Source organism: Actinacidiphila sp. DG2A-62, assembly GCF_035825295.1.
Classification (GTDB): Bacteria; Actinomycetota; Actinomycetes; order Streptomycetales; family Streptomycetaceae; genus Actinacidiphila.
Map to the genome: position 1 here is coordinate 6,752,742 of NZ_JAYMGI010000002.1, position 24,295 is coordinate 6,777,036.

General features: G+C 73.9%; 13 protein-coding genes and 2 pseudogenes. 11 read left to right on the forward strand and 4 right to left on the reverse strand.

Annotated features, from left to right (window positions below):
• The first annotated feature begins 177 nt into the window (after window positions 1–177).
• The 3 genes and pseudogenes from dapF to hflX all read left to right on the forward strand — a co-directional run bounded on the left by dapF (window position 178) and on the right by hflX (window position 5,489).
• On the forward strand, window positions 178–1,086 hold the full coding sequence (dapF, locus tag VSR01_RS30320) for a diaminopimelate epimerase (RefSeq protein ID WP_326452215.1): 909 nt from the start codon (window positions 178–180) through the stop codon (window positions 1,084–1,086).
• A 376-nt stretch (window positions 1,087–1,462) separates the two neighbouring features.
• Complete coding sequence (locus tag VSR01_RS30325; RefSeq protein ID WP_326452216.1) at window positions 1,463–3,793, forward strand: RelA/SpoT family protein; 2,331 nt, start codon at window positions 1,463–1,465, stop codon at window positions 3,791–3,793.
• A gap of 200 nt (window positions 3,794–3,993) precedes the next feature.
• Window positions 3,994–5,489 (forward strand): annotated as a pseudogene (gene hflX / locus VSR01_RS30330) (GTPase HflX).
• A 134-nt stretch (window positions 5,490–5,623) separates the two neighbouring features.
• On the opposite strand, the gene VSR01_RS30335 reads toward hflX, so the two are convergent.
• Window positions 5,624–6,805, reverse strand: a complete 1,182-nt coding sequence (locus VSR01_RS30335; protein WP_326452217.1) for a trypsin-like serine peptidase — start codon at window positions 6,803–6,805, stop codon at window positions 5,624–5,626.
• A 281-nt stretch (window positions 6,806–7,086) separates the two neighbouring features.
• On the opposite strand from VSR01_RS30335, the gene VSR01_RS30340 reads away from it, so the two are divergent.
• The 5 genes from VSR01_RS30340 to VSR01_RS30360 all read left to right on the forward strand — a co-directional run bounded on the left by VSR01_RS30340 (window position 7,087) and on the right by VSR01_RS30360 (window position 14,635).
• On the forward strand, window positions 7,087–8,631 hold the full coding sequence (locus VSR01_RS30340; RefSeq protein WP_326452218.1) for a diaminobutyrate--2-oxoglutarate transaminase: 1,545 nt from the start codon (window positions 7,087–7,089) through the stop codon (window positions 8,629–8,631).
• 701 nt (window positions 8,632–9,332) lie between these two features.
• A complete protein-coding gene (locus tag VSR01_RS30345; RefSeq protein WP_442785723.1) occupies window positions 9,333–11,291 on the forward strand; it encodes an IucA/IucC family protein in 1,959 nt (652 codons plus the stop codon).
• Entirely contained in the window at window positions 11,291–12,100 is an 810-nt protein-coding gene (locus tag VSR01_RS30350) for a GNAT family N-acetyltransferase (RefSeq protein WP_326452219.1), read from the forward strand. Before VSR01_RS30345 ends, VSR01_RS30350 begins: the two co-directional genes overlap by 1 nt.
• 24 nt (window positions 12,101–12,124) lie before the next feature.
• Window positions 12,125–13,888 carry an IucA/IucC family protein gene (locus tag VSR01_RS30355; protein WP_326452220.1) on the forward strand — a complete coding sequence of 588 codons (1,764 nt, stop codon included), beginning with the start codon at window positions 12,125–12,127 and terminating at the stop codon, window positions 13,886–13,888.
• Window positions 13,889–14,014: 126 nt separating this feature from the next.
• Entirely contained in the window at window positions 14,015–14,635 is a 621-nt protein-coding gene (locus VSR01_RS30360; RefSeq protein ID WP_326452221.1) for an FHA domain-containing protein, read from the forward strand.
• A gap of 40 nt (window positions 14,636–14,675) precedes the next feature.
• On the opposite strand, the gene VSR01_RS30365 is transcribed toward VSR01_RS30360, so the two are convergent.
• Together VSR01_RS30365 and VSR01_RS30370 are read right to left on the reverse strand one after the other, a co-directional pair.
• Window positions 14,676–15,872 (reverse strand): serine/threonine-protein kinase, encoded by a 1,197-nt coding sequence (locus VSR01_RS30365; RefSeq protein ID WP_326452222.1) that lies wholly within the window; start codon window positions 15,870–15,872, stop codon window positions 14,676–14,678.
• A 66-nt stretch (window positions 15,873–15,938) separates the two neighbouring features.
• Window positions 15,939–17,099, reverse strand: a complete 1,161-nt coding sequence (locus tag VSR01_RS30370) for an FHA domain-containing protein (protein WP_326452223.1) — start codon at window positions 17,097–17,099, stop codon at window positions 15,939–15,941.
• Window positions 17,100–17,201: 102 nt separating this feature from the next.
• Between VSR01_RS30370 and VSR01_RS30375 the strand changes: the two are divergent.
• Window positions 17,202–19,242 (forward strand): annotated as a pseudogene (locus VSR01_RS30375) (ATP-dependent DNA helicase).
• Window positions 19,243–19,328: 86 nt separating this feature from the next.
• Here VSR01_RS30375 and lexA read toward each other — a convergent pair.
• Window positions 19,329–20,108, reverse strand: a complete 780-nt coding sequence (gene lexA, locus VSR01_RS30380) for a transcriptional repressor LexA (protein WP_326452224.1) — start codon at window positions 20,106–20,108, stop codon at window positions 19,329–19,331.
• Window positions 20,109–20,619: 511 nt separating this feature from the next.
• Here lexA and nrdR point away from each other — a divergent pair.
• Together nrdR and VSR01_RS30390 are read left to right on the forward strand one after the other, a co-directional pair.
• Window positions 20,620–21,138 carry a transcriptional regulator NrdR gene (gene nrdR / locus VSR01_RS30385; protein ID WP_326452225.1) on the forward strand — a complete coding sequence of 173 codons (519 nt, stop codon included), beginning with the start codon at window positions 20,620–20,622 and terminating at the stop codon, window positions 21,136–21,138.
• A gap of 154 nt (window positions 21,139–21,292) precedes the next feature.
• Window positions 21,293–24,226, forward strand: a complete 2,934-nt coding sequence (locus VSR01_RS30390) for a vitamin B12-dependent ribonucleotide reductase (RefSeq protein WP_326452226.1) — start codon at window positions 21,293–21,295, stop codon at window positions 24,224–24,226.
• The last annotated feature ends 69 nt before the right edge of the window (window positions 24,227–24,295 follow it).

Consider the following 24,295-nt stretch of genomic DNA (forward strand, 5'->3'; position numbering starts at 1 on the left):
TTGCTGGCCTGCGCCGAGGGAGCGACGCGGGATTGCCCGCCCGTGCTGGGCAGGCGACGCGGGATTGCTGGCCTGTGCCGAGGGGGCGACGCGGGTGGCGCCGCCGCGCCGGGCCGCCGTCGCGAGGCGCCCGGCCGCGGCGGGCCGCTGTCGCAGGTACCGCGTACGATCGGACACGTGACCGACACGCACCACGGCCCCGCGCCCCTGGGCCCCCTCGCCTTCCTCAAGGGGCACGGCACCGAGAACGACTTCGTGATCGTCCCCGACCCGGACGGCCGGATCGAGCTGTCCGCGGCCGACGTGGTCCGCCTGTGCGACCGCAGGGCCGGCATCGGGGGCGACGGCGTGCTGCGCGTCGTCCGCTCCGCCGCGCACCCGGAGGCCGCGGCGATGGCCGCGGAGGCCGAGTGGTTCATGGACTACCGCAACAGCGACGGCAGCATCGCCGAGATGTGCGGGAACGGCGTCCGGGTCTTCGCCCGCTACCTCCAGCGGGCCGGCCACGCCGGGCCCGGCGACCTCGCGGTCGCCACCCGCGCCGGAGTCCGCCGGGTGCACATCGCCAAGGACGCCGAGGACGGCGCCCCCGGCGACATCACCGTGCACATGGGGCGCGCCGCCCTGCCCGGCGGCACGGTGGCCGTGGCCGTCGGCGACCGGAGCTGGCCCGCGGTCCACGTGGACATGGGCAACCCCCACGCGGTCGCCTTCGTCGCCGCCCTGGACGACGCGGGCGATCTGCTGCGCGCCCCCGTGGTCAGCCCCGCCTCGTCCTACCCGCGCGGTACGAACGTGGAGTTCGTCGTCGACCGCGGCCCCGGCCACGTCGCGCTGCGCGTGCACGAGCGCGGCTCCGGCGAGACCCGCTCCTGCGGCACCGGCGCCTGCGCGGTGATGGTCGCCGCCGCGCGCCGCGACGGCCTGGACCCGGCGGTCGCCAGGCCCGTCACGTACACCGTGGACGTCCCCGGCGGACGCCTGGTCATCACCGAACGTCCCGACGGCGACGTGGAGATGACCGGTCCCGCGGTCATCGTGGCCGAGGGCACGGTGGACCGGGAGTGGCTGGAGGCGGCACGCTGAGGCCCGCAGGGCGCCGCCGTGGAACCGGCGTCGCCGTGGAAGGCCCCGCCGTGGAACCGGCGTCGCGGGAGCCGACGCCGTGACGGGTCGACGCCGTGAACGGGCCCATCTCCCTGCCCGCCGGACACCCGAACGCCCTTCGCCGTAGCGGAGTCAGACCGACCGTCACCCCTGCGGCCTACCCCCGTTCGCGGGTGGCGGGAATCGGGCGTATGGGGGCAGGTCGTTCCCTCCGGCATCCCTCGAACGGGTGACGGGAATCACTCTCGGCGAGAGCGCGACAGCCGCTCGTGGTGGGCTCGGTAGCATCAAGCACCGGCGCGGCCCCACGGGGCGTGGAGGGCTCCCGCAGCCGGTCCACGCTGCCGGAGGGCCGATGAGCGCACAGGACGCGGTGCGGGCGCCAGGCGCCGCGGACGACCGCAGGCGGGGCCTGCGCCGGATCGACCTGCGCAGGCTGAGCCGGGTCGCCCTGCTCGGATCGGGCGGAGGCAACCGGCATCCCGACGCCATCGAGCACCTGATCAAGGTGCACCACTCCCGACATCCCGAGGCCGGGCCCGCCGCGATCGAGCGGCTGCGCAAGGCGTATCTGCTCGCCGAGTCCTCGCACCGCGGCCAGATGCGCAAGAGCGGCGAGCCCTACATCACGCACCCGCTCGCCGTCACCCTGATCCTGGCCGAACTCGGCGCGGAGACCACCACCCTGACCGCGTCGCTGCTCCACGACACCGTCGAGGACACCGACGTGACCCTGGATCAGGTGCGGCGGGAGTTCGGCGCGGAGGTCGCCCACCTCGTCGACGGTGTCACCAAGCTGGAGAAGGTCGACTACGGCGCCGCCGCCGAGCCGGAGACCTTCCGCAAGATGCTGGTCGCCGCGGGCAGCGACGTGCGGGTGATGTCGATCAAACTCGCCGACCGGCTGCACAATGTGCGCACGCTCGGCGTCATGCGGCCGGAGAAGCAGGTCAGGATCGCCAAGGTGACCCGCGATGTGCTGATCCCGCTCGCCGAGCGGCTCGGCGTCCAGGCGCTCAAGAGCGAGCTGGAGGACCTGGTCTTCGCGATCCTTCACCCCGAGGAGTACGCCGGCACCCGCGCCATGATCGAGGCGCACGCCGCCCGGCCGGACCCGCTGGCGGCCGTCGCCGCCGACGTGCGCACGGTGCTGCGGGACGCCGGCATCGCCGCCGAGGTGGCCATCAGGCCCCGGCACGCGGTCTCGGTGCACCGCCTGATGCTCAAGCGCGGCGCCGAGCCCGGCGGCTGCGACTTCGGCCGGCTGCTGGTGCTGGTCGCCGAGGACGCCGACTGCTACGCCGTGCTCGGTGAGCTGCACACCTGCTTCGTGCCGGTGATCGCCGAGTTCAAGGACTTCATCGCGGCTCCCAAGTTCAACCTGTACCAGTCCCTGCACACGGCCGTCGCCGACTCCGAGGGCCGCATTGCGGAGGTTCTGGTGCGCACCCGGCGGATGCACAGGGTCGCCGAGGCGGGCGTCATCGCCCTGGGCGACCCGCATGCGGCGGGTGAGGCGTCCCGGGCCGCGGAGCGCTCCGCGGCGGCCGAGGGCGAGCGTCTGGACCCCACGCAGCCCGGCTGGCTGGCCCGGCTGCTGGAGTGGCAGCGGGCCGCACCCGACACCGACACCTTCTGGACCGCGCTGCGCGACGACCTCGCCCAGGACCGCGAGATCACCGTCTTCACCGACCAGGACGGCGACAGCTCCGGCACCATCCGGCTGCCCGCCGGGGCCAGCTGCATCGACGCCGCCTACGCGGTGCACGGCGAGGCCGCGCACGCCTGCGTCGGGGTGCGTGTCAACGGCCGGCTCGCGCCCCTGGGCACCCGGCTGCGCGACGGCGACACCCTGCACCTGCTGATGGACGACACCGGTGGCGCGGAGGGTCCCGAGGGCGCCGAGGACCCGGCCGACTCGGGTCCTGACCCGGCCTGGCTGGAGCACGCCGCCACGCCGGCCGCCCGCATCGCGATCAGCCGCTGGCTGGCCCAGCACCCCGCCTCCGCGGCGCAGGACGACGGCGACGCGGCGGACGGCCGGTCCGCTGAGTCCGGCGGGCGCCGGGGCCGCGGCCTCGCCGCCGCCGCGCGGGCGCGGCGGGAACGGCCGGTGCGCGCCGCGGGCGCCGGCGACCATGAAGGTCACGGGGGTCACGAGGGCCGCCGCGGCCACCGCGGTCACGAGGACCACGACCATCAGGGTGCGGACTCCGAGCCGGTGGCGCTCACCGACCTGCCCGGCGCCCCGGTGCGCCTCGCCCGCTGTTGTACGCCGGTGCCGCCGGACGGAATCACCGGCTTCGTCATCCGCGGCGGCACCGTCGCCGTCCACCGCACCGAGTGCCCGACGGCCGCCCGCATGGCCGCGACCGGGCGCACCCCCGTGCCGGTCCGCTGGCGCGACGGCGCCGCGCCCGGCGGCTACCGCGCCACCGTGCTGGCCGAGGCGCTCAGCCGCCCCCGGCTGCTCGCCGACCTCACCGAGGTGATCGCCTCCCAGGGCCTCGGCATCGTCTCCGCCGCCGTCGAGCCGCCGCAGGAGCACCGGGTCCGGCACACGTACACCGTCGAGCTGCCCGATCCGCGGGCGCTGTCCGCGCTGATGCGGGCGATGCGGGCGGTGCCGGGCGTCTACGACGTGTACCGCGCGCAGCCGGCCGTCACGGGCGCGGCCCGCGACTGAATCGGCCGGGGTCCGCTCCCGCCCAGGTCAGGCCGGGTGCGGAATTCCGGGGCGGCGCCGGCCGTTGTAGAGCGTGAAAGTCGCGTGACCCGCACCGTCCGGCGTGCGACCATCGTCGGTGTCGGCGCGGATGCGTTCCGTGCAACCGCGCGAGCGCTCGCCGAGCCCGCGATTTCCTGACCGTACGACCAAAGGACCCAATGACCTCCTTCACTTCATCCTCTTCCCAGAGCCGCCAGCGCCTCCCCGAGAGCCTTCGGGCCGACGCCCTGATGGAAGAGGACGTCGCCTGGAGTCATGAGATCGACGGGGAGCGGGACGGCGAGCAGCTGGACCGCGACGACCGCGCCTCGCTGCGCCGCGTGGTCGGCCTCTCCACCGAACTCGAGGACGTCACCGAGGTCGAGTACCGCCAGCTCCGACTGGAGCGCGTGGTGCTCGTCGGCGTCTGGACCTCCGGCACCGTGGAAGACGCGGAGAACTCCCTGGCGGAGCTCGCCGCCCTCGCCGAGACCGCGGGCGCGCTGGTGCTCGACGGCGTGACCCAGCGCCGTGACAAGCCGGACCCCGCCACGTACATCGGCTCCGGCAAGGCGCACGAGCTGCGCGACATCGTCGTGGAGACCGGTGCCGACACCGTGGTGTGCGACGGTGAGCTGAGCCCCGGCCAGCTCATCCACCTGGAGGACGTCGTCAAGGTCAAGGTGGTCGACCGGACCGCCCTGATCCTCGACATCTTCGCGCAGCACGCCAAGTCCCGCGAGGGCAAGGCGCAGGTGTCCCTGGCGCAGATGCAGTACATGCTGCCCAGGCTGCGCGGCTGGGGCCAGTCGCTGTCCCGGCAGATGGGCGGTGGCGGCTCCGGCTCCTCGGGCGGCGGCATGGCCACGCGTGGTCCCGGTGAGACCAAGATCGAGACCGACCGGCGGCGCATCCGCGAGAAGATGGCCAAGATGCGCCGGGAGATCGCGGAGATGAAGACCAGCCGCGATCTGAAGCGCCAGGAGCGCAAGCGCCGCAAGGTGCCGTCGGTGGCGATCGCCGGTTACACCAACGCGGGCAAGTCCTCGCTGCTCAACCGGCTCACCGGCGCCGGCGTCCTGGTGGAGAACGCGCTGTTCGCCACCCTGGACCCGACGGTGCGCCGCGCCGAGACGCCGGCGGCCGGCTCTACACGCTGGCCGACACCGTGGGCTTCGTCCGGCATCTGCCGCACCACCTGGTCGAGGCGTTCCGCTCGACCATGGAGGAGGTGGCCGACGCCGACCTGATCCTGCACGTGGTGGACGGTTCCCACCCGGTGCCGGAGGAGCAGCTGGCCGCGGTCCGCGAGGTGTTCCGCGACGTCGGCGCGCTCGACGTGCCGGAGATCGTGGTGGTCAACAAGGCCGATGCCGCCGATCCGCTGGTGCTGCAGCGGCTGCTGCGCAACGAGAAGCACGCCATCGCCGTCTCGGCCCGCAGCGGCATGGGCATCGACGAGCTGCTGGAGCTGATCGACGACGAACTGCCGCGGCCGGACGTCGAGGTGGAGGCCCTGGTGCCGTACACCCACGGCGGCCTGGTGTCCCGCGTGCACGCGGGCGGCGAGGTGCTGTCCGAGGAGCACACCGGCGAGGGCACGCTGCTTCGGGTGCGCGTCCACGAGGAACTGGCGGCGGAACTCGCGCCGTTCACCCTGGTGGCCCGGCACTGAACGAGCCCGGCACTGAACGAGCCCGGCGCTGAAAGACACCGTGTAAGGACCGGCCTCCCCGGAGGCCGGTCCTTACACGTGTCGGAACCGGGTCCGCTGCCGGCGCGTGCGACCGCGAAACCGCCGCCGCCGATTCAGCGGAAGCGGTTGCTCACATCGTCGAAGACCTGCTGCGCCTGGGCGCCGAGCCGCGGACCGGCCACCCAGATGTCGGTCTGCGGGCCGATCGAGGTGTTGCTGACCAGCGCGGTCGTGCCGTCCGGCCGTGAGGTGAACCAGCCGCCGCCGGACGCGCCGCCGGTCATCGTGCACCCGATGCGGTACTCCCCAGGGGCGTCCGCGTCCAGCGACAGCCGCCCGGGCCGGCCGACGCACGCGTACATCCGCTGGCCGTCGTACGGCTCGGCGGCCGGATAGCCCCACGCGCCCATGGTGTCGATCCGGGTGACCGACGGAGCGTCGAACCACACCGGCATTGCCGCGCCGACCGTCTCCTGCAGGGACCTGCCGCCCTTCTCCGGCACCACGTGGAGCACCGCGAAGTCGTACGCCGAGCCGTTGCCCCCCTCGGCCGATCCGCCGGAGATCCACTGGTCCGAAGTGCTCGCCCAGTCCGCCCAGAACACCCCGTAGGGCGCGAGCCGGTCCCGGGAGGCGCCCTTGAGCTGATCGGCGCTCAGCCCGGCGTCGTTGTAGTCCGGCACGAAGGCGATGTTGCGGTACCAGCCGCCGTCCTTGCCCGCGTGCACACAGTGCCCGGCCGTCCACACCAGATCGGACTTCCCGGGGTGCGCCGGGTTTTCGACGATCGTCGCCGAGCAGACCAGCGGCCCCTGCGGGCCGTCGAAGAACAGCTTTCCCACCGCGGCTGCGTTGGTGTGGTACGGCGGCGTCACCGGCCGCGCCCGCACGGGCGCCGGCTGCGGGTCGGTCCTGCCGCGGTCGGCCGGCACGTCGGCGGCCACCTGCTTGTCGCTCTGGTCCGCCGCGCGCATCCGGTCGTCGCTCCACAGCCCCTCGATCACCGGGTTGACGAAGTCCTTCGCCTTGCGCAGCCACGTCGTCCGGTCCCAGTCGCGCCAGCCGCCGTCGCGGTACGCCCGCTCCCACATCTTCAGGTCCTCGGCGCTGGTCGGGAAGGAGGTCGGCAGCTTCGGCAGGCCGGCGTGCCCGCCGTGCGAGGCGCTCGCCGGCGGCCCGTCGGCGGCGGGGCCGGAGCTGCCCCCGGAGGACCCGCAGCCGGTCAGCGTGCCGGCGAGGAGCAGCGCGGCGACGGTCGCGGCCGGCGCGGTCGAGGCGTGCGTGACGGGGCGCACGGCAGCCCGTGTGCCGGTCCGGCGCCGGCTCGCGCGGCCCCTTCTGCCGCGGCTCCTGCGGCCGCCGTGCCGGGTCGCCTCGGGCGTCTGCGGATGGATGGCGTGGCCCGCATGGTCGTGTCCCCCCTGGCTGCATGCTCGACCGTCGGTTCCAGGGACGGCGGACGGACCGCGCCCGGTTCCGTACGGAAAGTCTGGCGACCGACCGTGATCGGTTCGTCACACCGTCGTTAGTACGGACGGGGGACGAGGCGACGGGACGCGAGCGCAAGGGAGAACACGTGGCGGCGAATTCCGGGACGCCGGGCGGACCGGCGGCAGCGGCCGGCGACACCGCCGCGGATGAGGCGATCCTGCGCCGCCAGGCCCAGCGGGAGTCCGCGGCACGCACCTACGCCAGGTCCCTGCCGGTGGTGCCGGTACGGGCCCGGGGGATGACGGTGGAGGGCGCCGACGGCCGCCGCTACCTGGACTGCCTGTCCGGCGCCGGCACGCTCGCGCTCGGCCACAACCACCCGGTGGTGCTGGAGGCGATCAGAGGCGTCCTGGACTCCGGCGCGCCGCTGCACGTCCTCGACCTCGCCACGCCGCTGAAGGACGAGTTCACCACCGCGCTGTTCGAGACGCTGCCGCCCGAACTGGCCGCGCACGGCCGCGTCCAGTTCTGCGGGCCGGCCGGCACCGACGCGGTCGAGGCGGCCGTGAAGCTGGTCAGGACCGCCACCGGCCGCGCCGGGCTGCTCGCGTTCTCCGGCGCCTACCACGGCATGACCGCCGCCGCGCTCGCCGCCACGGGTGACGTCTCCCTGCGCGCCACGGTCGGCGCGGGCGACGCCGGCGTCACCCGCCTGCCGTACCCGTACGACTACCGCTGCCCGTTCGGCGTCGGCGGCGAGCGCGGCGCCCGGCTGGCGGCACGCTGGACCGAGCACCTGCTGGACGACCCCAAGGGCGGCGTCCAGCCGCCGGCCGCGATGCTGCTGGAACCGGTCCAGGGCGAGGGCGGGGTGATCCCCGCGCCGGACGCCTGGATGCGGCGCATGCGGGAGATCACCGCCGACCGCGGCATCCCGCTGATCGCCGACGAGGTGCAGACCGGCGTGGGCCGCACGGGCACCTTCTGGGCGGTGGAGCGCAGCGGGATCGTGCCCGACGTCATGGTGCTCTCCAAAGCGATCGGCGGCAGCCTCCCGCTCGCGGTGATCGTCTACCACGAGGAACTCGACGTGTGGCGGCCCGGCGCCCACGCCGGGACCTTCCGCGGCAACCAGCTCGCCATGGCCGCGGGCGCCGCCACCTTGCGGTACGTCCTGCGCAACGCCCTGCACGAGCGCGCGGAGGAGGTCGGCGCGCGGATGCTCGGGCGGCTGCGCGAACTGGCCGCGGACCACGCCTGCGTGGGCGATGTGCGCGGACGCGGTCTGATGATCGGGGTGGAACTCGTGGACCCCGGCGGCGAGCCCGACGACGCGGGCGCGCTGCCGGCCGCGCCGCGCCTGGCGGCCCGCGTCCAGCAGGAGGCGCTCCGCCGCGGTCTGATCGTCGAACTCGGCGGCAGGCACTCCGCGGTGGTCCGGCTGCTGCCGCCGCTGACCATCACCGACGAGCAGGCCGACGCGGTCCTCGACCGGCTCGCGTCGGCGGTCGAGGCGGCGTGGGCGGCCGAGGCCGACGGACCCGCGGGACCGCCCCCGCCGCGCCCTTCCGTGGTCGTCGCCTCCGGCGGCCCCCGCGCCCCGCTGCGCGCCCAGGCCGGCGCCGGTCAGGCGTCGTCGGCCACCACACCAGGCCGTCCGGCCGAACCGACCAGGGGAGCCCCGGCATGACCACACCAGAACCACGGCCGACCCGGGTCGACGCCGACACGGGACGCGACGCCGACCCGCGGGCCCGCGAGGAGCGCGACCGCGGCCCGGACGCGCTCGGCGCGGGCGGAACGCTCCGGGAGACCGGGGGAGTCGCACCGGACGGCGGGGTGGCGAACGCCGCGGCGCGGGACGGCGGGGAAGGCGCGGGCTCCGGGGACGCGGCGCCCGAGGGCGTCGTTCCGCCGCAGCGCACCGTCGAGCGCGCGCTCGACAGCGCGCCGGAGCTGCCGGAGTTCACGGCCGCCGCAGGTGCGCTCGCGCCGGCGGGCGCCGGAGCGGTCTCGTCGGCAGAGGCCGCGGCGGCCCTGTCGGCGGCTGAGAGCGCACGACCGGTCGGGCGCGCGGCACGCGACGCGGCGTACCACGTCGCGGACGCGGCGGGGGCCGAGGCGCTGCTGCGCTGCTGGACCCGCGAGACGGGCGCGCCCCGGCCGGCCGACGCCGTGCTGCGCCTCGCCCTCCCCGCGTCCGGCACCTGTGCCTGGGCGCCGGTCCACCACTGGTCGCCCACCGGCCACCACCGCTTCGGCCCGGTCCACATCGCCGCGGAACCTCCGGCCCCGGCGCCGACCCCGGCTGCGGCACCGGCCCCGGCCCCGGCCGCGCCGCCGATCCCGATCGCCCCCCCGGCGGCCCCCGCTCCGGCAGGCTCCGCCCCGATCGACGCTCCGGCAGACCCCGCCCCGGTCGACGCCGCGCCCGCCACCCCGGCGCCGGGCAGCGTGCCCGACCCCGTGACCACCGCCTCCGCGGCGGTACCGACGCGCCCGGACGTTCCCGAACGCGCGCCGCTGCCCGACCCCGCGCCGGGCGCCGCCGTATCCGGGAACGTCCCCACCGCCGCCGTGGCAGTCCCGCCGCCCGGTGCCGGACCCGACGGCGGATCGGCCGGGCCCGCCGGACCCCCGACCGCCACGGGCAGGCCCGCCGCGCCCGTGTCGGCCTCCGGCGGCGCGCCCGGTCCCGCAGCGGGCCACCCCGGCGCATCGACCGCCGCCTGCGCGCCGGAGGACGCGCCGTTTCACCCGGGCTCCGCCGACCTCGACGGCCGCGCCGCCGGACCCGCGCGGGCGCTGAGCGCCGTCGAACTGGCCGCGCTGCTCGCGCGCGAGGCCGGTGGTGACGGCGCGGACGCCGCCGACCTCGTCGCGCGCGTCGCGGACTCGGTGCGGCGCACCGCGATGTTCGTCGCCGAGCGGCGCGAACGGCCGGGCCCGGCGGAGCCGGAACTGCCGTTCCTCGACTCCGAGCAGGCCTTGCTGCTCGGGCACCCGATGCACCCCGCGCCCAAGGGCCGCGAGGGCCTGTCCGATGCCGAGAACGCCGCCTACTCGCCCGAACTGCGCGGACGCTTCCCCCTGCACTGGCTGGCCGTGCACCCGTCCGTCCTCGCCTGCGACTCCGCCTGGACCGAACGCGGCCGGCCGATCCAGGCCACCGCGCTGCTCGCCGGACTCGCCGGGGCCGGGCTGCGGCTGCCGGAAGGCGCCGCGCCCCTGCCGCTGCACCCGTGGCAGGCCCGCGACATCCGGCACCGGCCCGGCGTGCGCGCGCTGTTCGAGGCCGGGCTGCTGCACGACCTCGGCCCGCAGGGCGAGCCCTGGTACGCCACGTCCTCCGTGCGCACCGTCTACCGGCCGGACGCCCCCGCCATGCTGAAGCTCTCGCTCGGCCTGCGGATCACCAACTCCCGGCGCGAGAACCTCCGCAAGGAGCTGCGCCGCGGCACGGAGGTGCACCGGCTGCTGCGCAGCGGGCTCGCCGCGCAGTGGCACGCCGCCCACCCCGGCTTCGACATCGTGCGCGATCCCGCCTGGCTCGGCGTCGACACCCCCGAGGGCCGGCCGGTGCCGGGCCTGGACGTGGTGCTCCGGCACAACCCGTTCGGCCCGGGGGATCAGGCGCACTGCGTCGCGGGGCTCACCTCGCCGCGCCCCTGGCCGGGCCGGCCCGCCGCGGAGATGCGCTCGCTGCTGGCCGTGCTGGTCGACCGGCTCGCCGCCCGCACCGGCCGTCGGACCACCGCCGTGGCCACCGAGTGGTTCCTGCGCTACCTCGACACCGTGGTGCGGCCGGTGCTGTGGCTCGACGGCCACGCGGGCGTCGCGCTGGAGGCCCACCAGCAGAACACCCTGGTGCTGCTGGACGCCGACGGCTGGCCCCGCGGCGGCCGCTACCGCGACAACCAGGGCTACTACTTCCGCGAATCCCGCCGCGCCGACCTGGAACGCCGGCTGCCCGGCATCGGATCGGCCAGCGACACCTTCGTCCCCGACGAGGTCGCCGACGAGCGCTTCGCCTACTACCTCGGCATCAACAACGTGCTCGGCCTGATCGGCGCCTTCGGCTCCCAGCAACTGGCCGCGGAGGAGGTGCTGCTCGCCGCCTTCCGCCGCTTCCTGGCCACGGCGGACGGGCACGGCTCCCGGCTGCCCGGCCGGTTGCTCGGCGAACCCGAACTGCGCTGCAAAGCCAACCTGCTGACCCGGTTGCACGGCCTGGACGAGCTCGTCGGCCCCGTCGACACCCAGTCCGTCTACGTCACCCTCCCCAACCCGGTCGCCGCCACGGCCGCACCCACCGGCCGACCGACGGCGCCGGCCGCCGAGGAGTCCTGATGACGCCCGACGACTCCGGCGCCGAGGACACCCTCGACCTGAAGCTGCCCGCCGAGGCCGTCGCCCTGTTCGCGGCGACCCCGGAGCCGTCCGACGACACCCGGCGCCACGACGGGCCCGGCGACGACGGGCCGGCCCACGAAAAGTCGCCGTACGGACCGGGGCACGGGCCCGACCGCGGCGCCGACCGCGCCCCCGGCCGAGGACCGGACCGCGGACTCCACGACGACGGCCGCGACCTGCTGCTGGACCGGATCGCCGACTGGCCCGCCGCCGACACCGCCGCCGGGACCTTCCGGCTGGTCCCGGTGCTGGCCGCCCGGGACCTCGCCCTGATCAGCAGGTGGATGAACGATCCGGCGGTCGCGGAGTTCTGGGAGCTGGCCGGCGAACAGGACGTCACCGCGCGGCACCTGAAGGACCAGCTCGACGGCGACGGCCGCAGCGTGCCCTGCCTCGGCGTCCTCGACGGCGTGCCGATGAGCTACTGGGAGATCTACCGGGCCGACCTCGACCCGATCGCCCGCCACTACCCCGCGCGACCGCACGACACCGGCGTCCACCTCCTCATCGGCGCCGTCGCCGACCGGGCCCGCGGCCTGGGCGGCACCCTGCTGCGAGCCGTGTCCGACCTGGTCCTGGACAACCGGCCCGGTTGCACCCGCGTCGTCGCCGAACCCGACCTGCGCAACACCCCCTCCGTCTCCGCCTTCCTCACCGCCGGCTTCCGGTTCAGCCAGGAGCTGGACCTGCCCGGGAAACGCGCGGCGCTGATGATCCGCGACCGCGCCCTGCGCAACCGCCTGTAGAACCTCCCGTCCCAGGAGCCCACCGTGATCGCCTCCGCCCCGACGTCCGACTCCGCCGCCTGGCGGCACGCGGCCCGCCGCCTGCTGGCCAAGATGCTCGCCGAGTTCGCGTACGAGGAGGTGATCGTCCCCGAGCCCGACCCGTCCGCCGGCCCCGACGCGTACCGGCTCGTGCTCGACGACCGGACGACGTACCGCTTCCGGGCCCGCCGCGGCTCGTACGACAGCTGGCAGGTCGACGCGGACAGCATCGAGCCGACCGGCGACCCGATGCACTTCCTCGTGCACGCCCACGACACCGTGCTCGGCCTCAGCGGCGACACCACCGGTCACCTGATCCGCGAACTGCTCAGCACGCTGCGCGCCGACACCAGGCTGGACGCCTCGGCGCTGACCGCCGCCGAGCTGGCCGACCTGGACTACGCCGACCTCGAAGGGCACCAGACCGGCCACCCCTGGCTGGTGGCGAACAAGGGACGTATCGGATTCTCGGACGCCGACGCCGCCCGCTGGGCGCCGGAGGCCCGCAGACCCGTCCGGCTGCCCTGGATCGCCGTCCACCGCGACCTCGCCGAATACCGCGGCACCGGCACCGTGACCACCCCCGAACTCCTCTACGCGCAGGAGCTTGCCCCCGCGACCCTCGACACCTTCCGGCACGCCGTGACCGACCGGGACCGGGACCCGGCCGACTACCTGCTGCTGCCCGTGCACCCCTGGCAGTGGGACCAGGTCGTCGCCCCGCTCTTCGCGCCCGCGATCGCCGACGACCTCATCATCCACCTCACCACTGACAACGACCTCCGACTGCCCCAGCAGTCGGTCCGCACCTTCCTCAACACCAGCCGCCCGCACCGCAGAACCGTCAAACTCCCGCTGTCGGTGCTCAACACCCTGGTGTGGCGCGGGCTGCCGACCGAACGCACGCTGGCCGCGCCCGCCGTCACCGCCTGGGTCCACTCGCTGCGCGACGACGACCCGTTCCTGCGCGACGAGACACGCGTGGTCCTGCTCGGCGAGGTGGCCTCGGTCACCGTCGCCCACCCGCAGTACGACCGGCTGCCCACCGTGCCCTACCAGTACCGCGAACTGCTAGGCTGCATCTGGCGCGAGCCGCTCGGCGCGTACCTCGACCCCGGCGAGCGGCCCAGGACGCTCGCCGCGCTGCTGCACACCGATCCGGCGGGGCGGTCCTTCACCGCCGAGCTCGTGGAGCGTTCGGGCCTCGAACCCCGGGTGTGGCTGCGGCACCTTTTCGCCGCGCTGCTCCCGCCGCTGCTGCACTTCCTCTACCGCTACGGCACGGTGTTCTCCCCGCACGGCGAAAACGCCATCGTGGTCTTCGACGACCACGACGTCCCCGTGCGACTGGCGGTGAAGGACTTCGTGGACGACGTGAACGTCTGCGAGCAGGTGCTGCCGGAACACCGCACGATGCCCGCCGACGTCCGGGAGGTTCTGCTCACCGAGTCCGCCGATTTCCTTCCGCAGTTCATCCATTCGGGTCTGTTCGTCGGCGTGCTGCGCTATCTCGCGCCGCTGTGCGAACACCGGCTCGGGGTGCCGGAGCAGGAATTCTGGACGATGGTGCGCGAAGAGATCCTGCGCCACCAGGACCGCTTTCCCGAACTGAAGGAACGGTTCGCGCTCTTCGATCTGCTCACCCCGCGGATCGCCCGGCTGTGCCTCAACCGCAACCGGCTGCACCTCGACGGCTACCGCGACCGGGCCAGCCGCCCGCACGCGGCCGTCCACGGCACCGTGCCCAATCCCCTGCACGCCCCCTGACGTCCTTCTGCTCGCCGGCCGCCCGGCCGCCCGGCCGCCGGCCCAGCGGGTCGATACGATTTCCGTACGGCCGGGAGGCGACACCGGGCGGTACGGCAGAAGGACGCGAAGGACCCGGGGGGCGACATGCGCGCGGAGGCGGGCGACGGGACGTGTCCGGGGTGCGGCACGGCCGGCGCCCGGCCGGGCCAACTGGTCTGCCGGGGGTGCTTCGCGCCGTTCGCCCTGATACCCGCCCCGGCCGACCACGACCCGGACGCGACCGACGCGCTGCCGCGGGTCGAGGAGGCCGGCGAGCCCGCGGTGGCCGGCCGGCCCGGCGCATCCGGCACCCAGGGCGGCCGGACCGGCGCCCCCGCCGAATCCGAGCACACCCGGATCATCAACGTCATCCCCGGCGCGCTGCGCGGCGCCGAGCAGACCCGCAGGGACGCACCCGGCCGCGCGCTGCGGCTGAGCTTCCCGAGCGGCGAGATCGTCGCCGTCGAACTCGGCGAGCACATCAGGCTGGGCCGCGAGCCGCAGCTGTGCCCCGCGGTCAGCTTCCTCGCCGTCCACGACAACCTCTCGCGCCTGCACGCCACCGTGGGCGTCGAACTCGACGGCGCCGCCTGGATCGTCGACGAGGGCTCCACCAACGGCACCTTCGTGCACGGCTACCGGCTCGGCTCCGGCGAGCGCGCGCCGCTGCGCCCCGGCGACAAGATCCGCCTCGCCGCCGACGTCAACATCCGCGTCATGCCGTAGCGCACGTCATGCCGTAGCGCACGTCATGCCATGGCGAAGGTCACGCCGCGGGGCGCGCCGCCGCATAGGACGCCACGCAGCGCGTCAGCGGGTGCTGCGGACCGAGCGCCGAGGCGGTGTCCCGCGCCAGCTCCTGCAGGCGGCGCGCCACCGCGGGCGTGCCGTTGATGCCCTCCAGAGCGCGCACCCGGCCGAAGAGCGCGGCGAAGGACGCCGGATCGTCCTGTGCGCCCTGCCGCAGGACCTGCTGCAGGGCCTGCCAGTAGCGGCCCTCCGCGTCGGCGTAGCGGCCCGTCGTCAGCAGGCCCTCGCCCTCCTCAAGGAGCGACCACACCAGGTGCCGCGCGCCCTGGTCGAGCGCGGTGGGCGTGCGCGGCACGGGAGCGGCGCCCCGCGCCAGGGCGCGCAGCCGGGACGCGGCCTCGCCCGCGCCCGAGGGCCGGTCCCGCGGGTCCTTGGCGAGCATCTGGTGGATCAGCCCGGCGAGTTCCGGCGGCACGTCGGGGCGGCGCCGCTCGATCCGCTCCGGCGCCTCGTGCACATGGAGGTAGGCCAGCCCCAGGGAGGTGCCGGAGGAGAAGGGCGGTCCCTCCGCGAGCAGCGCGTACAGCACGCAGCCGACCGCGTAGAGGTCCGAGCGCGCGGTGACGGTCCTGCCCTGCGCCTGCTCGGGGGAGAAGTAGGCGGGGGAGCCCATCACCGCCCTGGGGTCGGTGTAGCGGGTCAGCCCTGAGTCGCGCTGCGAGACCAGGCCGAAGTCGAGGATCTTCACCGTGCCGTCCGGCAGCACCATGAGATTCTCCGGCTTGACGTCCCGGTGCACCAGGCCGTGCTCGTGGGCGTGCTCCAGCCCGGCGCATATCTGCGCGCCGTAGGCGACCACCTCGGAGACCGGCAGCCCGCCGCGGTCCAGCAGCACCCTGCCCAGGTCGGTGCCGCGCAGCAGCTCCATCACCATGAACGGCCGGCCGTCGTGCTCGCCGGTGTCGTGCACCACCGCCACGTTCGGATGACTCAGCGCCGCCGCCGCGAGGGCCTCCCGGCGGAACCGCCCCTGCCGCTCGATCCGCTCCCCGTCCGCCCACTCCGCGCGCAGCGTGAGCACCTTGACCGCCACCCGGCGGCCCAACTGCTCGTCCAGCGCGGCGTACACCCGGCCGAACCCACCGCCCCCGAGATGCTCCTCCAGCCGGTAGCGGCCGCTCAGAAGCGTGCCCACACCGATCTCGTCCGCCACCGCGTCACCCCCCCATGCCGCACGCGCGACCGCCGTCCCGCGCGTCCCCGGCCCTCGAACCGAGCGTCAGTCGTCGAACCCGTCGAACCGTACGTCCACCATCGTCGGCCCGGCCGCCGCGGGCGCCGGCGGCGCGGACGCGGCCTCGGCACCGTCCTCCTCGAACACGAAACGACGCCCGCTCGGCAGGAGTTCCAGCCGGTCGTGCAGGACCACCGCGTCGCCGGTCCGCAGGTGCCAGACGACGCCGTGGTGCAGCGGGACCAGCTCGTCGCCGGCGGGGCGGACCCGGCGCACGCGGGTGCCGTTGGCGCTGCGCTCGTCCAGGACCCAGAGCACCGAGCCGTCGTAGGAGAGCACCACGTGGGTGCGGCTGACCGACTCCACCGCCCGGTCCTCCACCCACGCGCCGAGCGCCACGCCGCCCTCTCCGGGCGCGCGGCCCACCGCCAGGGGGACGTCCGCCGTCACCATGAAGCGGCCCCTGACCGTGCCGTCCATCACCACCTTCACCTGGGCGCGGCGGGGCCTGGGACCCGCGTCCACGAGGTCCAGGCCGTGCGTCGGGCACAGCACCCGGTCCTTGCGCCGTCGCGGCAGGGCCGTGCCGGGCCGGTCGCCCGCGCCGAACAGCGGGCAGCCCGGCTCCGGGCAGCGCCACTCGCGGCTGAGCACCGCGCGGTGCGCGGTCGGCGCCCAGCGCCGCAGCACCCCCGCCTCCAGCAGCAGCCCTTCCTCCTCCTTGCGCGAGACCTGCCACTCCGGCGGCACCGGCATGATCCTCGGGCGCACCCCGATGACGCCGTCCTCCCCGAGGAACGGGCGCAGGAAGCGGTCCCGGCTGCCGGGGATCCACGGATAGGCGCGGTGGAAGTCCAGGAAGTTGTCCGCGCTGACCACCCGCACCGCGAGGGCGTCCGCCAGCTCCAGGATGCGGTCGTCGGCCCGCGGCAGCACCTCCAGCAGACCGGCGGCGTACCACTCCCGCAGCCGCTCCCGCTCCTGCGGCGTCAGCCGGCCGTCGGTGAGCAGCGAGCGGTCGGTGATCGCGTACACCTGCACCGACGGGTCCCGGGTGAAGGCGGCGAGCGCGTCGAGCAGGCCCTCGAACCGGGCCAGGTCCGCGGCGCGTTCACCGCCCAGCGCGGGTTCGCGGACGACGTTCGCCACGTCGATCACGTACTCGGCGGCGGAGGTGTCCAGCGTCAGGCGGCTTTCGCACTGCATGCGACCAGAAGCTAGCACCGGCGGCCCCGACCGGCCGCCGGATCGGTTCTCCGGCCGGATCGGGACGGCACTGTCGGTGGTCCGCCGTAGGCTGGCCTCCCTATGGACGCCACCACCAGCCCCCTGCCGCCGGCCGCCGAGGCGCAGGGCAAACCACAGCTCACCGACCTGCTCCACGCCGCCGTCACCGCCGTCGGCGGTGTGGAGCGGGACGGGCAGGTCACCATGGCCAAAGCCGTCGAGGCCGCCGTGGCCGACCAGTCCCACCTGCTGGTGCAGGCGGGCACCGGCACCGGCAAGTCGCTGGGCTATCTGGTGCCCGCGCTCGCCCACGGCGAGCGGGTCGTGGTGGCGACCGCGACCCTCGCCCTGCAGCGGCAGCTGGTCGAGCGCGACCTGCCGCGCACCGTGCAGGCGCTGAAGCCGCTGCTGCGCCGCGAACCGCAGTACGCGATGCTCAAGGGCCGGTCCAACTACCTCTGCCTGCACCGGCTGCACGAGGGCGTGCCGCAGGACGAGGAGGACGGCCTCTTCGACCCCTTCGAAGCCGCCGCGCCGACCAGCAAGCTCGGCCAGGACCTGCTGCGGATGCGCGACTGGGCCGACGAGACCGAGACGGGCGACCGGGACGGCCTCACCCCCGGCGTCTCGGACCGCGCCTGGAGCCAGGTCTCGGTCAGCTCCCGCGAGTGCCTGGGCGCCACCAAGTGCGCCTACGGCGCCGAGTGCTTCGCCGAGGCGGCCCGCGAGCGCGCCAAGCTCGCCGACGTGGTGGTCACCAACCACGCGCTGCTGGCCATCGACGCCATCGAGGGCGCGCCGGTGCTGCCGAGCCACGAGGTCCTGATCATCGACGAGGCCCACGAACTCGTCTCCCGCGTCACCGGCGTCGCCACCGGCGAGCTGACCCCGATCGGCGTCAACCGCGCGGTCAAGCGCGCCTCCAAACTGGTGAACGAGAAGGCGGCCGACGCGCTGCTGAGCGCCGCCGAGGGCTTCGAGCGGCTCATGGAACTCGCCCTGCCCGGCCGTCTGGAGGAGATCCCCGAGGACCTCGGGTACACCCTCGCCGCGCTGCGGGACGCCTGCCGCCTGGTGATCACCTCGCTCGGCGAGACCCGGGACCGCTCGGTCCAGGACGAGGACGCGGTGCGCAAGCAGGCGCTGGCGTCCGTCGAGCATGTCCACGAGGTGGCCGAACGCCTGGTCCAGGGCTCGGAGTACGACGTGGTGTGGTGCGAGCGGCACGACCGGTTCGGGGCGTCGCTGCGGGTGGCGCCGCTGACCGTGTCCGGGCTGCTGCGCGAGAAGCTTTTCACCGAGCGCTCGGTGGTGCTCACCTCGGCCACGCTCAAGCTGGGCGGGGACTTCAACGGGGTGGCGGCGTCGCTGGGCCTGGCGCCCGAGGGCACGCAGCCGGCCGACGGCGAGGAGATGCCGCAGTGGAAGGGCGTCGACGTCGGCTCGCCCTTCGACTACCGCAAGCAGGGCATCCTCTACGTCGCCCAGCACCTGGCCCAGCCGGGGCGCGAGGGCAGCCGCGGCGACATGCTGGACGAACTGGCCGAGCTGATCCAGGCGGCGGGCGGCCGCACCCTCGGGCTCTTCTCGTCCATGCGCGGCGCCCAGGCGGCCGCGGAGGCGCTGCGCGAGCGACTGGACCATCCCATCCTGCTCCAGGGCGAGGAGACCCTCGGCGAGCTGATCAAGACCTTCTCCCAGGACGCCGAGACGTGCTTGTTCGGCACCCTGTCGCTGTGGCAGGGCGTGGACGTGCCGGGGCCGAACTGCCAGTTGGTGGTGATGGACCGGATTCCGTTCCCGCGCCCCGACGACCCGCTGATGAGCGCCCGGCAGAAGTCGGTCGAGGAGCACGGCGGCAACGGCTTCATGGCCGTGGCCGCGACGCACGCCGCGCTGCTGATGGCCCAGGGCGCCTGGCCTGGTCCGCGCCGCCTCGGACCGGGGCGTGGTGGCCGTACTGGACCCGCGGCTGGCCAAGGCCCGCTACGGCGGCTTCCTGCGCGCCTCGATGCCCCAGTTCTGGTACACCACCGACCGCAACCAGGTGCGGAAGTCGCTCGCGGCGATCGACGCGAAGGCGAAGGCGGAGGCGGAGGCGGCCGGGGCGTCCGGCGCGTAGCGGCCGCAGCCGGAACGCGCAGGTCCCGGCCGGGGCGCCCACCCCGGCCGGGCCCGTGCGACGCCGGAGAGGCGTCCCGCTCCGGCTCAGACGCGGCGCAGGACCGCCACCACCTTGCCGAGGATGGTCGCCTCGTCACCCGCGATGGGCTGGTACGCCGCGTTGTGCGGGAGCAGCCACACATGACCGTTGTCCCGCTTGAAGCGCTTCACCGTGGCCTCGCCGTCGAGCATCGCCGCGACGATGTCGCCGTTCTCCGCGACCGGCTGGCGGCGTACCGTCACCCAGTCCCCGTCGCAGATGGCGGCCTCGATCATCGAGTCGCCGACCACCTTGAGCACGAACAGCTCGCCGTCGCCGACCAGCTGCCGGGGCAGCGGGAAGACGTCCTCGACCGACTCCTCGGCGAGGATCGGGCCGCCTGCCGCGATCCGGCCGACCAGGGGGACGTACGAGGCCGACGGCTTGCCCGTGGTGTCGGTCGGCTGCGGGTGGCCCGCGTCCGAGGCGCGCACCTCGTACGCGCGCGGCCGGTGCGGGTCCCGCCGCAGGAAACCCTTGCGCTCCAGCGCCATCAGCTGGTGGGCCACCGAGGAGGTGCTGGACAGGCCGACGGCCTGGCCGATCTCCCGCATGGACGGCGGGTACCCGCGGCGCTGCACCGAGTCCCTGATGACCTCGATGACGCGCCGCTGGCGCTCGGTGAGGCCGGAGCTGTCCGCGCGAATACCCGGGGGCCGTCCGGGAAGCGCGCGGGCCGCCTTGGGGGCGTTGTCGTCGTTCATCACGTCCAAGCTGCCGATTCGGTCCGGGGAGCGGTCATGGGCGTTGAGTGTGGCTGTGGCGCTCTCAGCGGCGGTGGTCACGGCGGCCCCTTTTCACGATGTTCTCCACGTTCTCCCACCGCATGGACTGCGGTCGGCCCGCTGGCGGCACGGGCAGTTAGTACAACGGTAGTGGGTTTCGAAAGGTTGCGCCAAACACACGTTCGAGTGAATTTGCATAAATCCGCTGACGTGATCAAGGTACCGGGTGTATTGATCGAATGGAAGTTCGATTCCCGAATTTCCCCCGGAAGCCCGAGCGGACCCCTGCGGCGACTCCGCCTCCCCGCGGGTGTCCCGCTCCCGAAGTGTGTCACCGCGCGCCCGGCGTGTTCACGGAAGCGCTTCTTCCGGTGGCCGCACACGCTCCGCGGCGTCTCGGGTCCGGTGCGTGTCCGCCGCGCCGCGATCGGCCGGGCATCGTGGCGACACGCCGCGAACGTTGGGGGGTGGTTGCGCGCCGATCCCACATCTAGTGGTTAGATGGGACCCGGCCACCACAAGTTGTGGTCGCGGACAAGGCTTTGGGAAGCTTGGAAGGAAGTGGAGAACCGTGCACTGCCCCTTCTGCCGGCACCCTGACAGCCGTGTCGTGGACAGCCGGACCACCGACGACGGCGCGTCCATCCGCCGTCGCCGCCAGTGTCCGGACTGCAACCGGCGCTTCACGACGGTCGAGACCGCGACCCTCATGGTGATCAAGCGCAGCGGCGTCACCGAGCCCTTCAGTCGTAACAAGGTGATCGCCGGCGTGCGCAAGGCGTGCCAGGGGCGTCCCGTCACCGAGGACGCGCTCGCCCTGCTCGGGCAGCGCGTCGAGGAGGCGGTCAGGGCCACCGGCAGTGCCGAGCTGTCCACCCATGACGTGGGACTGGCCATACTCGGCCCGCTCCAGGACCTCGACCTGGTCGCGTACCTGCGCTTCGCGTCCGTCTACCGCGCCTTCGACTCGCTCGAGGACTTCGAGACGGCCATCACGGAACTGCGCGAGCAGTTGCCACCCCAAACCCCCGGCGGACTCGACGAGGATCTCGGGATCCCCGCGCCCGCCCCCGCGGCCGCGGCGGACTGAGCCCGGCGGCACACCGGGCGGCGAAACGAGGCGAGCGCCGCCCGACGACTTGAACTTGCCGGAGCGCCATACGGGTGCGACGGCGGCAGACGACACACCGTGCCATGGGGAACAACCGGGCACATCGGGGCGTTTACGCCCATAGGGAGGCGGCATGACAGAGACGACGAGCGGTCCGGCACGCGGTTCACGGACCAAGGGCTCGAAGGCGGCCAAGGGCGTGCGGATCGAGCGCATCCACACCACCCCGGGTGTGCACCCGTACGACGAGGTGACGTGGGAGCACCGTGACGTCGTCATGACGAACTGGCGCGACGGCTCGATCAACTTCGAGCAGCGCGGCGTGGAGTTCCCCGACTTCTGGTCGGTGAACGCGGTCAACATCGTCACCAGCAAGTACTTCCGCGGCGCGGTCGGCACCCCGCAGCGCGAGAAGAGCCTGAAGCAGCTCATCGACCGCGTCGTGCTCACCTACCGCGCGGCCGGCGAGAAGCACGGCTACTTCGCCGGCCCCGCCGACGCCGAGATCTTCGAGCACGAGCTGACGTACGCCCTGCTCCACCAGGTCTTCAGCTTCAACTCGCCGGTGTGGTTCAACGTGGGCACCGCCCAGCCGCAGCAGGTCTCCGCCTGCTTCATCCTGTCCGTCGACGACTCCATGGAGTCGATCCTCGACTGGTACAAGGAAGAGGGCATGATCTTCAAGGGCGGCTCCGGCGCCGGCCTGAACCTCTCCCGCCTCCGCTCCTCCAAGGAGCTGCTCTCCTCCGGCGGCAACGCCTCCGGCCCGGTCTCCTTCATGCGCGGCGCCGACGCGTCGGCCGGCACCATCAAGTCGGGCGGCGCCACCCGCCGCGCCGCCAAGATGGTCGTCCTGGACGTCGACCACCCGGACGTCGAGGCGTTCATCGAGACCAAGGTCAAGGAGGAGGAGAAGATCCGCGCCCTGCGCGACGCGGGCTTCGACATGGACCTCGGCGGTGACGACATCACCTCCGTGCAGTACCAGAACGCCAACAACTCCGTCCGGGTCAACGACGAGTTCATGAAGGCGTACGAGTCCGGCTCCTCCTTCGGGCTGCGCGCCCGCAAGAACCACGAGGTCATCGAAGAGGTCGACGCCAGGGCGCTGTTCCGCAAGCTGGCCGAGGCGGCGTGGGCCTGCGCCGACCCGGGCATCCAGTACGACGACACGATCAACCGCTGGCACACCTCGCCCGAGTCGGGCCGGATCACCGCCTCCAACCCGTGCAGCGAGTACATGCACCTGGACAACTCCAGCTGCAACCTCGCCTCCCTGAACCTGCTGAAGTTCCTGCGCGACGACGGCAAGGGCAACCAGACCTTCGAGGCCGAGCGGTTCGCCAAGGTCGTCGAGCTGGTCATCACCGCGATGGACATCTCGATCTGCTTCGCCGACTTCCCGACCGAGAAGATCGGCGAGACCACCCGCGCCTTCCGCCAGCTCGGCATCGGCTACGCCAACCTGGGCGCGCTGCTCATGGCCACCGGCCACGCCTACGACTCCGACGGCGGCCGCGCCCTGGCGGGCGCCATCACCTCGCTGATGACCGGCACGTCGTACAAGCGCTCTGCCGAACTGGCCGCCGTCGTCGGCCCGTACGACGGCTACGCCCGTAACGCCGACGCCCACAAGCGCGTCATGAAGCAGCACTCGGACGCCAACAAGGCGGCCCGGCGGATGGACGACCTGGACACCCCGGTCTGGGCGGCGGCCACCGAGGCCTGGCAGGACGTGCTCCGGCTCGGCGAGAAGAACGGTTTCCGCAACGCCCAGGCGTCCGTGCTCGCGCCCACCGGCACCATCGGCCTGATGATGGACTGCGACACCACCGGCGTCGAACCCGACCTGGCCCTGGTCAAGTTCAAGAAGCTGGTCGGCGGCGGCTCGATGCAGATCGTCAACAACACGGTGCCCACGGCGCTGCGCCGGCTCGGCTACCAGGAGGAGCAGATCGAGGCGATCGTCGCCCACATCGCCGAGCACGGCAATGTGATCGACGCGCCCGGCCTGAAGCCCGAGCACTACGAGGTGTTCGACTGCGCCATGGGCGAGCGGGCGATCTCCGCGATGGGCCACGTCCGGATGATGGCGGCGGCCCAGCCGTTCCTGTCCGGCGCCATCTCCAAGACGGTCAACCTGCCCGAGACCGCGACCGTCGAGGAGGTGGAGGAGGTCTACTACGAGGGCTGGAAGCTCGGCCTGAAGGCCCTCGCCATCTACCGCGACAACTGCAAGGTCGGGCAGCCGCTGTCGGCCAAGAAGAAGGACGGCGACAAGGCCGGCGCCGAGGGGAGCGAGGAGTCCCGCGCCGCCGCCGAGGCGCCCGCGCAGGTCGAGAAGGTCGTCGAGTACCGCCCGGTCCGCAAGCGCCTGCCCAAGGGCCGCCCCGGCATCACCACGTCCTTCACCGTCGGCGGCGCCGAGGGCTACATGACGGCCAACTCCTACCCGGACGACGGCCTGGGCGAGGTCTTCCTGAAGATGTCCAAGCAGGGCTCGACCCTGGCCGGCATGATGGACGCCTTCTCCATCGCCGTCTCGGTCGGCATGCAGTACGGCGTCCCGCTGGAGACGTACGTCTCGAAGTTCACCAACATGCGCTTCGAGCCGGCCGGCCTCACCGACGACCCGGACGTGCGGATGGCGCAGTCGATCGTCGACTACATCTTCCGCCGTCTGGCGCTGGACTTCCTGCCCTTCGAGACCCGCTCGGCCCTCGGCATCCACTCCGCCGAGGAGCGCCAGCGGCACCTGGACACCGGCTCCTACGAGGCCGCCGAGGACGAGGTGGACGTCGAGGGCCTGGCCCAGTCGGCGCCGCGCGAGGTCGAGTCCCGCAAGCCGCTGTCGGTGGCCAAGCCCGCCGCCGAGTCGGAGGCCGACGCCGATGTCGCGACGGCCGCGCCCGCGCCCAAGGAGGCCCACAACTCCACGGAGCTGCTGGAGATCCAGCTCGGGCTGAACGCCGACGCCCCGCTCTGCTTCTCCTGCGGCACCAAGATGCGCCGCGCCGGAAGCTGCTACCTGTGCGAGGGCTGCGGCTCCACCAGCGGCTGCAGCTGATCGCGCCGGGACCGCGCCGGGCGCCCTGCCCGGCGCGGTCCCGCGTACGGCCGACCGACGTCGTGGAGC

Bases quoted from the DNA above. Each gene is read 5' to 3' on its own strand.
- VSR01_RS30370 (WP_326452223.1), bottom strand. From the start codon at position 17,099: ATGCAGTGCGAAAGCCGCCTGACGCTGGACACCTCCGCCGCCGAGTAC.
- VSR01_RS30350 (WP_326452219.1), top strand. From the start codon at position 11,291: ATGACGCCCGACGACTCCGGCGCCGAGGACACCCTCGACCTGAAGCTG.
- VSR01_RS30325 (WP_326452216.1), top strand. From the start codon at position 1,463: ATGAGCGCACAGGACGCGGTGCGGGCGCCAGGCGCCGCGGACGACCGC.
- VSR01_RS30360 (WP_326452221.1), top strand. From the start codon at position 14,015: ATGCGCGCGGAGGCGGGCGACGGGACGTGTCCGGGGTGCGGCACGGCC.
- VSR01_RS30390 (WP_326452226.1), top strand. From the start codon at position 21,293: ATGACAGAGACGACGAGCGGTCCGGCACGCGGTTCACGGACCAAGGGC.